General features: G+C 28.1%; 14 protein-coding genes and 1 tRNA gene. All 15 read left to right on the top strand.

The features are described 5' to 3' along the window. The first annotated feature begins 5 nt into the window (after positions 1-5). The 15 genes from SCLAR_RS01270 (at position 6) to SCLAR_RS01345 (ending at position 15,538) form a co-directional block, all read left to right on the top strand. Complete coding sequence (locus SCLAR_RS01270; protein WP_100254147.1) at positions 6-989, top strand: hypothetical protein; 984 nt, start codon at positions 6-8, stop codon at positions 987-989. Positions 990-1,606: 617 nt separating this feature from the next. Continuing rightward, positions 1,607-3,310: a hypothetical protein gene (locus SCLAR_RS01280; protein WP_169921831.1), complete on the top strand. Its 1,704-nt coding sequence runs from the start codon at positions 1,607-1,609 to the stop codon at positions 3,308-3,310. 92 nt (positions 3,311-3,402) lie between these two features. Continuing rightward, a tRNA-His gene (locus tag SCLAR_RS01285) sits at positions 3,403-3,478 on the top strand. A gap of 88 nt (positions 3,479-3,566) precedes the next feature. Beyond that, a complete protein-coding gene (guaA, locus tag SCLAR_RS01290) occupies positions 3,567-5,111 on the top strand; it encodes a glutamine-hydrolyzing GMP synthase (RefSeq protein WP_100254150.1) in 1,545 nt (514 codons plus the stop codon). A 13-nt stretch (positions 5,112-5,124) separates the two neighbouring features. After that, positions 5,125-6,591: an IMP dehydrogenase gene (gene guaB / locus SCLAR_RS01295; RefSeq protein ID WP_100254151.1), complete on the top strand. Its 1,467-nt coding sequence runs from the start codon at positions 5,125-5,127 to the stop codon at positions 6,589-6,591. Between the two features lie 225 nt (positions 6,592-6,816). Beyond that, the gene (locus SCLAR_RS01300; RefSeq protein ID WP_237243861.1) at positions 6,817-7,350 is read left to right on the top strand and encodes a phosphoribosyltransferase; all 534 of its coding nucleotides are present in this window, start codon (positions 6,817-6,819) and stop codon (positions 7,348-7,350) included. 100 nt (positions 7,351-7,450) lie between these two features. Continuing rightward, positions 7,451-8,332: a hypothetical protein gene (locus SCLAR_RS01305; RefSeq protein ID WP_100254152.1), complete on the top strand. Its 882-nt coding sequence runs from the start codon at positions 7,451-7,453 to the stop codon at positions 8,330-8,332. A 60-nt stretch (positions 8,333-8,392) separates the two neighbouring features. Continuing rightward, complete coding sequence (locus SCLAR_RS01310; RefSeq protein WP_100254153.1) at positions 8,393-8,611, top strand: hypothetical protein; 219 nt, start codon at positions 8,393-8,395, stop codon at positions 8,609-8,611. A gap of 70 nt (positions 8,612-8,681) precedes the next feature. Continuing rightward, positions 8,682-9,836 (top strand): hypothetical protein, encoded by a 1,155-nt coding sequence (locus tag SCLAR_RS01315; RefSeq protein WP_100254154.1) that lies wholly within the window; start codon positions 8,682-8,684, stop codon positions 9,834-9,836. A gap of 36 nt (positions 9,837-9,872) precedes the next feature. Continuing rightward, positions 9,873-11,024: a hypothetical protein gene (locus SCLAR_RS01320; RefSeq protein ID WP_100254155.1), complete on the top strand. Its 1,152-nt coding sequence runs from the start codon at positions 9,873-9,875 to the stop codon at positions 11,022-11,024. A 36-nt stretch (positions 11,025-11,060) separates the two neighbouring features. Beyond that, positions 11,061-12,215, top strand: coding sequence for a hypothetical protein (locus tag SCLAR_RS01325; protein ID WP_100254156.1), 1,155 nt, complete (start codon positions 11,061-11,063; stop codon positions 12,213-12,215). 64 nt (positions 12,216-12,279) lie between these two features. Next, positions 12,280-13,473, top strand: a complete 1,194-nt coding sequence (locus SCLAR_RS01330) for a hypothetical protein (protein WP_100254157.1) — start codon at positions 12,280-12,282, stop codon at positions 13,471-13,473. 137 nt (positions 13,474-13,610) lie between these two features. Continuing rightward, a complete protein-coding gene (locus SCLAR_RS01335; RefSeq protein ID WP_100254158.1) occupies positions 13,611-14,699 on the top strand; it encodes a hypothetical protein in 1,089 nt (362 codons plus the stop codon). Positions 14,700-14,853: 154 nt separating this feature from the next. Continuing rightward, positions 14,854-15,087 carry an acyl carrier protein gene (locus SCLAR_RS01340; protein ID WP_100254159.1) on the top strand — a complete coding sequence of 78 codons (234 nt, stop codon included), beginning with the start codon at positions 14,854-14,856 and terminating at the stop codon, positions 15,085-15,087. Then, positions 15,080-15,538, top strand: coding sequence for a Fur family transcriptional regulator (locus SCLAR_RS01345; protein ID WP_100254160.1), 459 nt, complete (start codon positions 15,080-15,082; stop codon positions 15,536-15,538). Before SCLAR_RS01340 ends, SCLAR_RS01345 begins: the two co-directional genes overlap by 8 nt.

The following is a 15,538-nucleotide window of genomic DNA, read 5'->3' on the forward strand; positions in this document are numbered from 1 at the left end:
CTATTTTGGGTACTTTAACTTTTATTGTACCTTCTGCTTTAACTTTGGTGTCATGTAATACACCAAAAACTGATGAAGAAGACAAGACTCCTTCAGTAAAAACCGAATACTCAGATGAAGATTACTTGAATGTAATTGGAGAATTTGAATATGAAGATTTAGGTGGTGGAAATATTAAATTAACTTCTAAAGGTAACAAGATTGCCTTTGGAAAAAATGGTCCATCAAACCTTGCCTATTCAATGAACATGAGTGAAGAAAAAAGAGATGAAATATTTTTCTTACCATATGAATTAGATTTACCAACAGATACTTCAAAACCATATCCAACTGAAATTATAAGCTTTTTTACATTTAAAGAAGTAGATCTTGATGATTATGATGGCTTTTGAAAGGATACAGTGGAGAAATCACGAGAGGAGACAAATCTAAATACAAGAAAAAACGGAGAAATGCTCTATTATACAAATTGAAGTCCTGGAACTTATCAAGCAAGTAACAAATTTAAGCATTTCCAAATTAATGTTAAAAATATTGATTCAAGTGGTCCGGATTTAATGTTAAATTGAGTGACAGTTACCAAGAGTTTTCAACTTGCCAACTTCCATTTCAATTTTATAGACAATATAGAAAAAGTTTTTAAAAAACTATGAGAAAAAGCAGAGTTTAAAGATGTGTCTGAATACTTTTTAAAATTACCCAAAAGTGGAGAAATTCCTGAAGTTAAACTTGCTTATTTTAGTAATGCAAGTTCTTTTAGAAGTAGTTATATTTATAGTGATTTTGCAGAAGTATTTGCTAGTAGTTATATGGCTGATTATGATGAGCTTAAAGAATTGGGTGTTTTAAAGGAAATGTGAGAATTTAAAAATTTAAATTATGAATCATATAAATATGATGGGTATAAAGAAGAGTTTAGTATTACCTATAGATTTAATTTTTCTGGAATAACTGACCTTTGATATTTACTTCATATTTCATCAATTTAGAAATCTATTTTATTTAGATCTTTATTCTGAATAAAAATTGTTTCTAAAAATAATTTTTTTGAAGTTTAGTATATATTAAACAAAACATAATAGAAAAATTAAAACCTGCTAATTTAGTTATTGTCATAATCATAAAGTTTTTTATTCATGATTGATATATTGATTAAGTAAAAAATTTTAATTTTCAAAAATTACAGTTTTGAAAATTAAAGACAATTAATAATCCAAAAATTAAACTAGATTTGATAACTGTATTTTTGCTATTTTGATTAGATTAAGGTAGCAAGTATTATAGATTAATCATTCAAATTAAAAAAGATAAACTTGGAGAGAAAATTATGAAGTGAATATTTGAAAATAAGGCATTATTTTATTTTAAATGATCTAAGAGTTTTGTATGGATAATTTCTTTAAGGTGAATTTATAGTTTATACAAAATTAGTGCTGGTCAAATGGAACAAGTATATAAACAAGTCACAAATTTCTTAATAACTTTTTATCAACAAAAATATCTTTTAGATTGTTATATAAATTAAATGAAATTTATTTTTATCAAAGAATTTAAGAATAAATATTTGTATATTTCTAGTTCTCTAGTTCTACTAATCTACTTAATAATGTTTTTAACATATTATTTCATAGAGATATTTGACTTAGGCTTAGAAAGTTATGACAGTATTAGTAAAAATCATGAGTTTTTAATGGAGTTTAACTTTAATAAAATCAATTGAATTTTATGGTTTTGTTTGACATTTATTTTAACACTAAATTCACTATTATCATTGGGTAATGTAAAGAGAGATATTTTTAAAGAAAATTATGGTTTTAAAAGCTTAGTAAAATGGTATTTAAATTATTTTCTTGTAAATAGTTTAATGTTACTTGTAACTATCTTGTTATTTTATTTAAGTACAATGGGGATTTTTATCCAACATTGAGTTTTTTACTTACAAATTTGTGGCTACTTATTTATATTTGCTTTAACAAGTTACACATTTGTAAGTTTAACTGCCTACTTAATTTATGTAGTTTCAGACTTTAAAATTTTTATAATAACCTCAAGCTTATTTTGTTTTATTATAAGTCCTTTGCTTTCAACTTTACCTTTAAATTCAGTTGAATTTAAAAATCTCTCAAAAACCTATTCATATAACTTTGACACAAATGATTATCAACTAGATATTAAGAATTCAGATTTAATTTATTTAAATTCATTTTTAAATGAAAATAATCTGATTTTTTTAAATTTTGATAAAGCCTATAGTGTTGTCACAAGTCATGTCAAAAAATTTTGTGTAAATTCAATAAATGTAGTCTTAGTTAATAATGAAATCTACAATACTTGTATTGTAGAAAAAACAGTATTAAATGAAGCTTTTAATGATAATGCAAATATCAATATTATTTGAAAGAATTCAATTTTTAATAAAGATACTCTAATAAAATATGGAGATATAATTAGTTGATTTCAAACCAAAGGAGATTTGAAAGAAAAATTAGCTATAATTAGTGACTTATTTTCAGATTATGATTTTCAAGTAGATTTTGAAGCACTTCAATATGTTGTTTATGAAATTAATATTGACAAAGATTTTGGTTTCAATTTTGGTGACCAAAGGTTACCACCATATTATGACACTCAATTACAAATTTTTGCAAAGGTTATTTTTTATTACTATCTTATTAATTACATGAAAAACCCAGGTGCATATGATCAGATGACAAAATTAACCTATGGTAAAGTTTTTGAAAGGTTTTTAACTTCACAAATTTATGAAACTAGACATTTTCGCACCTTAGTTAATGAGTTAATGTGAGAACTTCCTGAAAAAAATTCAGAACAATACCAAGACTTGCAAAATCAAAACTATTCTCTAGGAGATATAAATCTATTTTTTAAAGAAAATTATAATCCAATTCTATTAATTGGAATTATTAATGAATTCAAAGTGGATCAAAATCAAATGGATGAACTCAAAAAATTCAAAAACAAAGTTAAAGAAAACTACCTGTTTAATTTTTTTGCCTACAATAATTCTTGATTTAATCAAGTAAATTTAGACTATCAGGGAAAATATTTGAGCATTTTAAAAGAAAACAGTTACTTTGCAAAAAAACAACCATTTTACTTATTAGAAAACAATCTCTTTTTAAATAAAGATAACTTATACTTGTATCCAGGCAAAATTGACCACTATTTTTGAATATTAATTATAATTTACCTATTCATAATTTTTTCTCAAATTGGGGCAATTTGAATTTTTTCAAGGTTAAAACTTAAAGAAAAGGTTCATTCAAGAAGTTTTCCAATTATTATTTAAATAGACTTTGGCAACTCTGATAGAAACATAAAATTTTAAAAAAATGTCAAACATTAGTAGATTTTTTTGTATAATATTATAGTTAACATATGGCGTATATGGCGAAGTGGTTAACGCTCCGGATTGTGGTTCCGGCATTCGAGGGTTCAATTCCCTTTATACGCCCCATTTATTTAGAAATTAAAACTCATTTCACAATGAGTTTTTTATATTTTTTGTTAAAATAAAGTATATAGTAAATAAAAAGAGGTAAATTATGAATCCGACACAATTAATTATCTTAGACTATGGTAGTCAATATACACAGCTTTTATCTAGAAGGATTAGAGAATTGGGAGTTTATAGTGAAGTTGTTAGTTTTAAAATAACAGCAAAAGCTATCAAAGAAACATTCTCAAACTTAAAAGGCATAATTTTGTCAGGAGGTCCAGCAAGTGTTTATGAACATGATGCATATACAGTTGATCCTGAAATCTTTGATTTAAATATCCCAGTGCTTGGAGTTTGTTATGGTTTACAACTGCTTTGTGAATTATTTGGTGGTAAAGTAGAGCAAGCCACAAACAAAGAATTTGGAAAAGCAGTTTTACATCTTGATGATGCAAACAGTCAGTTATTTGCAGACATTAAAGATCAAAGTTTGGTTTGAATGAGTCATGCTGACCACATCACCAAATTGCCACCAAATTTCCAGCAAATAGCACATTCACAAGCTTCAATTGCTGCAATCAAACATCAAGAAAAGCCTTTTTATGGAATTCAATTTCATGCTGAAGTAACTCATAGTGAACAAGGTGGAACTATGTTAAAAAATTTCTTGTTTTTAGTTTGTCAGGCTCAACCAGATTGAAATATGCAAGACTTTATTGTTAAAAAAGTTGCTGAAATTAAAAAAGTTGTCGGTGCAGACCAAGTAATTTTAGGCTTAAGTGGGGGAGTTGATTCCTCAGTGGCAGCTGCCTTAATTGCCAAAGCTATCGGTAAGCAACTCACTTGTATTTTTGTAGATACAGGCTTATTGAGAAAAAATGAAGCCAATCAAGTTATGACAAAATACCAAGAGTTATTTACTATGAATATTAAATTAGTTGATGCTAAAGAGAAGTTTTTTAAAGCTTTAAGTGGTGTTGCAGAACCAGAAGCAAAAAGAAAAATCATTGGTAAAAATTTTGTAGACATTTTTAATGATGAAGCAAAGAAAATGCAGAAGGCAAAATTTCTAGCGCAAGGAACCATTTATCCAGATGTTATTGAATCATCAGCTCATGGTCATAGCTCGAAAACAATTAAGTCACACCACAATGTAGGTGGTTTACCAAAAGAGCTAAAATTTGAACTCTTAGAACCCTTGCGTAATTTATTTAAAGATGAGGTTCGAGAAGTTGGTCGTCAACTAGGCTTAGACAACACCATTGTTGATCGTCACCCTTTCCCAGGACCTGGTTTGGGAGTTAGAGTTATTGGTGAGGTCACTGCTGAGAAAGTGAAAATTTTACAAGAAGTTGATGATATTTTTATTAGTAAACTATATGAAGCTAATTTATACCAAACAGTTAGCCAAGCATTTGCCACCATTCTACCTGTCAAAACAGTAGGAGTTATGGGTGATAACCGGACTTATGATTATGTGGTAGCTTTAAGATCTGTTAATACAATTGACTTTATGACAGCCACTGCTACTCACTTACCATGAGATTTTTTAGAAGCAGTTGTTAATGAAATCATTAACAAGGTTGATGGTGTTAACCGAGTGGTTTATGATATAACTTCAAAACCACCAGGAACAATTGAATGAGAATAAGGAGTAAAAAAATATGTGTGTAAATAATTTAAATGGAAAAATAATTAATGAGGGAATTACTTTTGATGATGTGTTACTAGTTCCTGCCTATTCAAAGGTTTTACCCAGTGAAGTTGATTTGAAAACTCAACTGACTCAAAATATTACTTTAAATATCCCAATTATTAGTGCTGCAATGGATACAGTAACTGAAGCTGAACTAGCCATAGCAATGGCTAGGGCTGGTGGAATTGGGATAATCCACAAAAATTTAAGTATTGAAAAACAAGCCCTAGAAGTGGCAAAAGTTAAAAGAAATGAATCAGGTTTTATTACTGATCCATTTACTGTTTTTAAAGACACTTCAATTGCTGAGGCCTTAGAAATTTTAGCCACTTATAAAATTTCAGGTTTACCTGTAGTTGATAGTCAAAAAAAACTTATTGGTATTGTAACCAATCGAGATTTACGAGATATTGAAGGTAAAACCTTAGTTGCAGAAATTATGACTCAAAAAAACTTGATTACTGCAGCTCGAGATATAAGTTTAGATGATGCTAAAAAAATCATGTTACAAAATAAAATTGAAAAATTACCACTTGTAGGCGAAGATAACACTTTAATTGGTTTAATTACCACCAAAGATATTTTTAAAGCCCGAGACTATCCTAATGCTTGTAAAGACAAACAAGGACGTTTACGAGTTGGAGGAGCAGTTGGTATTGGTCCTGACACAATGGATCGAGTTAAGGCCCTGGTTGGAGTTGAAGTTGATGTTGTAGTAGTTGATTCAGCTCATGGTCATAGTGAAGGAATCTTAAAAACAGTCCAAGCAATTAAAAAAGTCTATCCAAAATTAGAATTAATTGCTGGAAACATTTGTACAGCAGCAGGAGCACAAGCATTGTATGAAGCAGGAGCAAATGGAATCAAAGTGGGAATTGGTCCAGGAAGTATTTGTACTACAAGAGTTATTGCTGGAGTCGGAGTACCACAAATTACTGCAATTAATGATGTTTACACTTGAGCTCAAGGTAAACCCGTAACCATTATTGCTGATGGAGGAATTAAGTATTCAGGAGATATTGTTAAAGCACTTGCTGCAGGGGCACACTCAGTAATGTTGGGAAGTATTTTTGCAGGAACTGAAGAAACTCCTGGGGAAGAAATTGTTGTTAATGGAAAAAAATATAAAACTTATGTTGGGATGGGATCTATGGTTGCTATGAAACGTGGTAGCAAAGATCGCTACTTTCAAAAAGATGTTAAAAAATTAGTACCTGAAGGTATTGAGGCTCGAGTTCCTTTTAAAGGTAAGTTACACGAAGTAGTCTTTCAACTAGTTGGAGGTTTACGAAGTGGAATGGGTTACACAGGAAGTGAAACCATTACTGCTTTGAGAACTCAAGCTCAATTTGTCAAAATTACAAGTGCTAGTTTAAAAGAATCTCACCCACATGATGTGGAATTAACCAAAGAGGCACCAAATTACAATAAATAAAATTCTAAATAGAGACTTGTAAATAAAAAAACTTTTTATATATCTATCATTAGAATTTTTTGTTAGAATAAAATTGTAGTTAATAGTATTTATATATGTCAACATAATGGGTTGATGTCTCTACGTCTAGACCAATCTAGAAGCTATGAGTACTAAAAATTAGAATTAAACATTAGTTATTCGAGGTAAATATCTATTAGTTACACTTATAGGGGTAAAATATATATGATGAAATTTAAGCATAACTTGCAACTATTACTTTCAAAAGAGGAAATTAGTGCAAAGATTAAAGAATTAGCAGAAGAACTAAATGAAAAATATAAAGACAACGAAAGTTTATCATTTGTAGCGATTATGAACGGGTCACTATTCTTCTTTACTGATTTATTAAAACAAATTAACATTCCTATTAAAATGGACACTGTAACAGTTTCAAGTTACTCAGGAATGGCTTCAACTAGGGAAGTGACTTTCCACAAAGAAATTACAAAACCAATCGTTGAGGGACAGGATGTAATTATTATTGAAGACTTAATTGATACAGGTTTAACTTTAACTGCAGTTTATGAACATATTCTTGCATTAAAACCAAAAACTTTACAAATAATTACACTTGGAGATAAAACACCTTGTCACCCAGACTTCAAATATGAATATAAAACATTGTTTGATTTTCCCAACAAATTCGTAGTGGGTTATGGTTTAGAAACTGACGACCTATACCGTCAATTACCAGAAATTTATTACGTTGTAGACTAATACCTATCTCAAATTATTAATTGCTCTTTTTAGAGCAATTTTTTTTATTTTTTTGGCGAACTTTTAAATTTGACGACGATTAAATAATTAGGAGGTAATTATGAATCAAAATTTAAATCAAATTGTAAAATTTAAAGCAGAGAATCAATTTGATAACAAAAAACAAACAGTTAAACTAGACACTGATTTAATTGTTGAAGTTAAGGGAGTCGCATTTAATGTTTATCAAGTTATTGACAAACAAGAATACTACAGATTTGTTGTGCTTATTAGAATGGGAGGTAAACAAATTTCCTTTTATCGACTTTCAGAAGAAAGTACAGTATCATCAGCTGATTATTCTGAAGTTATCCATCCTGATAATAGATTTGGAAAGTTTCCAACAGATGTTTTTGGGGGAGTTACAAAGAATCTAAGTGCAACTTACTTGATTCCTGCTGAACTAGTTAAGTTAAACCATTATGATCTTAAAACAGATTTTACAATAGTAGATAAATCATTTATATTAACATTTAAACATTACTTTAAATTAAATTTTTCAGTAAACACTTCATTAAAAACAGAGGTTAAAGACAAAACTATTGATGTTGCCAATGTTTTTACAGAGTTTAACATTGAAAGTAAAGCAGATTCAGTCTGACATAGTTCAAGCATTTTCCCAATTGTTGGCATGAAAATAAACAATGCTGTAAAAAATTGAAATGATAGACTTGATTTTGCTTTATCTTTAAATTGAGATTATTATGAAATTCCTGATGATCGCAAGAAATTTTCAAATGAACGAATACCTGAAGAAATAATTAGTTTATTTAAGCAAATTAAAATTGAATTCAATCTTGATGATAGTAGTGAAATAAAATACTTTAAAAATAATTATATTGTTCAAAATCTAACTAGTTCAAAAAATTCTAGCAAATTTGCTGCAGAAATTACAACAGCTAACAAAACGATTTTTGACAGTGATACAAGAAAAGTTGAATAAAGTATTGATGCTAAGCCTGGAATTTTAATAAATCCCTATGACAAATGACAAAATGAATTTGTGAGAAATATTCAAATAAGTAATATCAATTACAGTGTAAGTCAAATTACACTTATTCCCCAAAAAACTTATGAAATAATTGCTGTGCCACAATTAAATTTTGCTAAGGTTAATGAGTATGCGATAAATTATCAAATGAATGCTTGAAATAAATTCTTAGAAAATCAACAAGATCTAGCTTTGAAATTTATTAAAGCTCATGAAAAACAGTTACAGTAATTTTAAAAAAAGTTTAAAAAACTTGGCGAGAAAGCAAATTTCTCAACGATTAAATAATTAGGAGGTAATTATGAATCAAAATCAACAGCAAGTTATAAAAGTAAAAGCAGATAATCAATATGATAACAAAAAACAAGCAATGTCTTTAAGCGGTAAACTTCCTCTTGAAGTTAAAGGTGCTGCTTTTAATTTAACAGAAACCATTGGTTTAAAAAAATATTATAAGTTTATTGTCTCACTTAAACAAATTGAGGAAAAACCAAAAGGGTATTTTGTTGAAGAAAAAAGCACCTTGACTTCAGACAATTATTCTGAAGACATTCATCCAAAAGAAAAGTTCATTACAGATAAAAAAAGAAATTTTTTATATAAAGATCCAATGAGTGCAACATATATGATTCCACTAGAGGCAATACAACAAAATTACTACAAGCTTAAAATAAAGTTAACCCTAACAAATTTAGTGTTTCTTAATTCATATATTCTCACAGAAGAAGTAACTTTCTCAGTAAATTCTTCATTAAAAACAGAGGTTAGCAACAACACTGTTGATGTCAGCAATGCTGTAACTGAATTTAATGCCACCTTAAAGAAAGGGGTAGAAATTCCTGAATATAAAATCACTCCAGTTGTAGGTATGAAAATTAATAACACTGTACAAAATTGAAGGGAGAGACTTGATTTTACTCTACTAGTAGATTGAAACTTTTATGAAATTGGAGATGAGCGAAAACATTTTCCTGGTGAACCAATTCCAGATGTCATTGATAACTTAACTAATACACATGATTTAAAATTTGATTTTACTGATGCTTGTAATATCAATTATTTTAAAAATAATTATGCTATCAACAAGATTATTAGCAAAACAAATGTAAATTTATACACAGCAAAACTTGCAGTTGAAAATAAAACTGCTATTGATTATAACCAAAAAAAAGTTTTTGATAGTCAGGAAGGTGTTGATGGGATTTTAATAAATCCATATGATAAATGACAAAATGAATTTGTGTGAAATATTCAAATAAGTAATATCAATTACAGTGTAAGTCAAATTACACTTATTCCCCAAAAAACTTATGAAGTAATTTCAGTACCACAATTAAATTTTGCTAAGGCTAGTGAGTATGTAATAAATTATCAGTTAAATGCTTGAAATAAATTCTTAGAAAACCAACAAGATCTTGCTTTAAAATTTATTAAAGCTCATGAAAAACAGTTATAAAAATTTATCAACAATTAAATAATTTAGGAGGTAATTATGAATCAAAATCCAGATCATGTAGTTAAGATTAAAACTAATAATAATTATGATCAGAAAAAACAATCAGTTAGTATAAGTAGTAATTTGCCTATCAATGTTTGAGGAATTGCATTTAACGTTTATCAAATTATTGACAAAAAAGAGTATTATAAATTTATTGTCAACATTAATCTTGCCAATCTTTTATTGACAAAGTATGCACTTACTGTAAATAGTACTTTGGTTTCCGCAGATTCATCAGTAGCAATCCATCCAGAAGATGATTTCAAAACAGGTACTGGTGAAACACTTTTGTCTAAAGATGTAGTCAGTGCAACATACTTAATTCCAGTTAAGTTTGTCAAATTAAATTATTATAATCTCAAACTTAATTTAGGGTTAAAACTAATAGGATTTTTTGGACAAGACTTTGATGGTAAAATAGATTTTCCAGTAAACACTTCATTAAAAACTGAATCTAAGGATAACTCTGTTGATGTTACTAATGCAATAACAGAATTTAGCATGACCACTAGAAAAAATGGAACAGGACGTCAAATTAAAACTTTCTCAGCCGCTGGAATGAAAATAGATAATGTTGTACAAAATTGAAATGACAGGCTTGACTTCACATTGACAATCCAATGAAAATTTTATGGTATCCTTGAAAAAGATGAGAAGTTCTTGGATGTAAATATTGATCGTCTCGTGTCTGAGTTGAATGAAGGAAAGCAAGTAGAATTTAATCTTGATGATAGTAGTGAAATAAAATATTTTAAAACCAATTATCTGATCCCAGTTTTAGCTAGTTCAAAAACAGCTGAAGGTTTTTCTGAAAAAATTAGTACGACTAATCAAACTGTTTTTGATAGCATAGTTCAAAGGGTTGAAGAAAGTGATTCAGGTACTTCTGGAATTTTATTAAATCCAAATGATAAATGACAAAATGAATTTGTGAGAAATATTCAAATAAGTAATATTAATTATAGTGTAAGTCAAATTACACTTATTCCCCAAAAAACTTATGAAGTAATTTCAGTACCACAATTAAATTTTGCTAAGGCTAGTGAGTATGTAATAAATTATCAGTTAAATGCTTGAAATAAATTCTTAGAAAACCAACAAGATCTTGCTTTAAAATTTATTAAAGCTCATGAAAAACAGTTATAAAAATTTATCAACAATTAAATAATTTAGGAGGTAATTATGAATCAAAATCCAGATCATGTAGTTAAGATTAAAACTAATAATAATTATGATCAGAAAAAACAATCAGTTAGTATAAGTAGTAATTTGCCTATCAATGTTTGAGGAATTGCATTTAACGTTTATCAAATTATTGACAAAAAAGAGTATTATAAATTTATTGTCAACATTAATCTCGCTCATCCTATATGAACAATGTACACTATTACTGCAAATAGTACTTTGGTTTCTGCAGATTCATCAATGGTGATTCATCCAGAAGATGATTTCAAAACAGGTACTGGTAAAACAATTTTATTTAAAGAAGCGGTCAGTGCAACATATTTAATTCCAGTTGAGTTTGTCAAATTAAATTATTATAATCTCAAACTTAATTTAGGATTAAAACTTATTGGAGCTTTTGGACATGGCTATGATGGTAAAATAGATTTTCCAGTAAACACTTCATTAAAAACTGAATCTAAGAATAACTCTGTTGATGTTACTAATGCAATCACAGAATTTAGTATGACCACTAGAAAAAATGGAACAGGACATCAAACTAAAACTTTTTCAGCTGCTGGAATGAAAATAGATAATGTTGTACAAAATTGAAATGATAGACTTGATTTCACATTGACAATCCAATGAAAATTTTATGGTATTCTTGAAAAAGATCAGCAGTTCTTGGATGCAAATATTGATCGTCTCGTGTCTGAGTTGAATGAAGGAAAGCGAATAGAATTTAATCTTGATGATAGTAGTGAAATAAAATATTTTAAAACCAACTATCTGATCCCAGTTTTAGCTAGTTCAAAAACAGCTGAAGGTTTTTCTGAAAAAATTAGTACAACTAATCAAACAGTTTTTGATAGCAGAGCTCAAAGGGTTGAAGAAAGTGATCCAGGTACTTCTGGAATTTTATTAAATCCAAATGACAAATGACAAAATGAATTTGTGAGAAATATTCAAATAAGTAATATTAATTATAGTGTAAGTCAAATTACACTTATTCCCCAAAAAACTTATGAAATAATTTCATCTGAGCAATTAAACTTCACAAACTTCAGTGAGTATCAAATAAATTATCAGATGAATGCTTGAAACAAATTTTATGAAAATCAACAAGGTTTAGCTTTGAAATTTATTAAAGCTCATGAAAAACAATTGTTCTAGTACAAATACTATTGTAACAATTTCAAGTATTAAAAAAATTTGAAATGACCAAAGGAGGTAGGTTATGAATGAAATAGCAATTATCAATAATCATTTGCCTGAAAGCAATTACCCTGAAGACTTTAAAAATATTTCAGCAGTTGTAATTGGTGCTAAGGTTTTTGATCTTAAAATATATTTTTTAAATGGCCACACAAAATTCAATGACAAAGATTCATATGAGGTTATTACAGTTTTTGAAGACAACCAAACTCATGATTTTTCTAGTTCAAATAAAATCGAGTTTAGAGCTCAAGTATATGTAACAGATGATAATCAATTAGATTCACCAATTTCTTCTAACTTAGAAAATGCATCTATGAAAAAATTCAATGAAAGTGAATTTTATAAAAACCCAAGAGTTCTTACTACTTGGGTTTTGGATACTGAGTTTATTAATAATAAGTCTAAAATTTTAATTACTGTTTCAATTAAAGAACCAACTAGTGAAAAAATAAATTATTATACTAGTTCTGTAATTGTAAATCTTGATAGAACAAAATTTCTTAATTTTCAAAACGGACTAATTGAAGATAAGAATTATTTTACTGAATTGGCAATGACTTATAACAAAGACACAGATTCATATGATGAAGATTTTCATAGTTTAGTTAGTTTCAGAATTTATTATGAATTCCAAGCAAAACCAAATTTATTAGATTTTAATTTGGTTATCAACTGATCTTTATTTGAATGAAAAGTTGAAGAGCGAAAACATCTAAACAAAATAGTTCTAAAACTTTTAAAAAATATTTATAATCCAAGTTATTGTAAAGTTATCTTTGAAACAAAAACTTATCTAAAAAATAATAGGAGAAATTATGATTTTGAAATTACAAGTGCTGGAGATTTCCCTTATGAAAATGGTTCTGCAATGTATACAGATATTTGAACTAAGTATGATGCCGATCTTGGTGAAGTTGTTGAGACAAAAAAAGACAAAGCTGCAAAAAATGGAATAGTTCTAAACCCTAATGACAAAACCCCAACAGTTTTTGTTAGGGAAGTTACTATTGGTACTTTTAAACTTGTGTTTTCCCAAACTGGGGACAACATCACAGATCAATATAGCATTGTTGGAACTTCAAATATAGACCTTAAAGATTATGCAGAATACCAAATTAATTATTCACTAAAAGAATGAGAAAAAATCAGTAGTAGTGCTAAGGGTGTTACCAAGTTTCTTGAAAAATATGAGAAAGTGATTTTTGGTGTTTAAAAACTTCTCAACTTGAATTAACAAGGTCTCTCTATGAAAGGAGGAAAAAAATGCAATTAGCAGCAAATTCATTGATTGAAAAAAATAGTTATGACTTTAATGAAACTCAAACACTTACTGGAGAGTAATCTTATGGTTTGCCGTATAATTTAAATGTTTTCTTTATAAATAATCCAGTTGGGATTGAGGGTAAAAATTTTTATAGACTTTATCTTTTCTTTGAATATGGCCATCAAAATCATTACGAGTTCCCATATGATTTTTACATAAAAGGTAAAGGTTACTTGAGCAGTAATGGGCAAAACTATGAGTTAACCCCAGATGAAAAAAATAACTTTGTAAATAATTCAGGGGAGAATAATTATTATTCTACCCCAGTTTGGGCTTTTTACTTGATTCCAGCTGAAAAAATTAGCAACGATCAATTTGACTTTTTGATTTCAGTTACAGTAAAAATTAAGGAAAAAACTAAAACTACTAATAATGATAGTTCAGTTAGAATTCATGTTGACACAACTCCGAAATATGTAAGAGTTGATAACACAATTTTAGATTATGGACTAGTTTCAAATTATGCAATAGTTTTTAATGAGAAACTTAACAAAATGATAGATAATTTTCATTATCTATCTGGACTCTTTATCAGATATGAGATAATTCAAAAACCAGGGTTTCTTGATTTTGACCTTAAACTAAACTATTGATTTTACCAACCTTATATTTGAGATTGAAACAAAGTTTTTAAACAAATTCAAGATATTCTTCGGCAAATTAAAATGGGAATTATCATTCCTGTGGTAGTTAGTGAATCAAGTCATATTGTAAAAAATGAACAAAATTACCAAATTAAAAAACTTGAAACCAAAGAGGCTGGGGATAAAAACTTTCGCTATTATCAAAGTGCTAATAAAACTACTTTTGACTGAAAAACAGGTAAAGTCATTGAAACAGTAAATGGATCTGAAGGAATCACTTTAAATCCAACTGATCTTTCAGAAACAAGTTTTGTTAGAGAAATAGAAATTAACCAAATTAAATTTGTTTTAGAACAATCAAGTCGTCATATTATTAAGGATTACACAATTACTGCAACCTCAGAGTTAAATTTCACAAATTATGTTGGTTATCAAGTCAATTATTTGGTAAGTGAGTGAAATAAGTTGGCAAAGGATAAGACATCAGAAGTAATTAAGTTCATTAATGGAAAGGAGAAAGAACTAAACTAACAAGTTGATGAATAAAACAATAAATCCAAGAAGTAATTTTTGGATTTTTTTAGTAAAGATGCTGTATTTACAAAACTTGTGAAAATCTTCATTTCTCCTGGGGTATTGTTTGAATTTTCATCACAAAAAAGATATAATCAACTTGGTGATAGAAATGAACTACTTTGAAGAAATCAAAAAAGCACTAATAGCAAAAGGTGCAAAAGGAAATATTACAAAAGAAACTGAATTTAGGTCACTGGGCCTAGATTCATTGGATCTAATGGATATGGTAATTACTTTAGAAGAAAAACTAAATATTTCTCTGTCAGATGATCAAGTTATGTCAATGCAAAAAATTAGTGACTTAATACAAATCTTAGAGGAATTATTAAATACTAATGAGTAAAGAATTACTTGATGAGTACATCAAAACTTTTAAAGAAAAAAAAATAAAATTAACAGATATTCGTTTAGTCATTTTAAAATGCGTTGCTTCACGAAAACATTTCACAATTAATGAGTTAATTAGTGAAATTGAAAAGGAATTAGGTACAGTGAATGTAATGTCAGTATATAACAACATTGACCTATTATTAGATTTACATTTATTATTTTCAAACACCATCAACGGAAAGCAAATTATTTATGAAGCTATAACAAACCAGCTAATACATATAAAGTGTCATGAATGTGATAGTTATGAACATATTAATAGTCCAATTTTATCTGGTGAATTATGATCAAGTTGTCAACAATTTTTAGATTCAATTGGGTTTACAATGGACCATTTTAAATTAGAAATGCATGGAATATGCAAAAAATGTTCTCAAAAAAACAAGGTTGAGCCAAGTAAATAG

Origin of the sequence: Spiroplasma clarkii (assembly GCF_002795265.1) — a bacterium.
Lineage (GTDB): Bacteria > Bacillota_I > Bacilli_A > Mycoplasmatales > Mycoplasmataceae > Spiroplasma_A > Spiroplasma_A clarkii.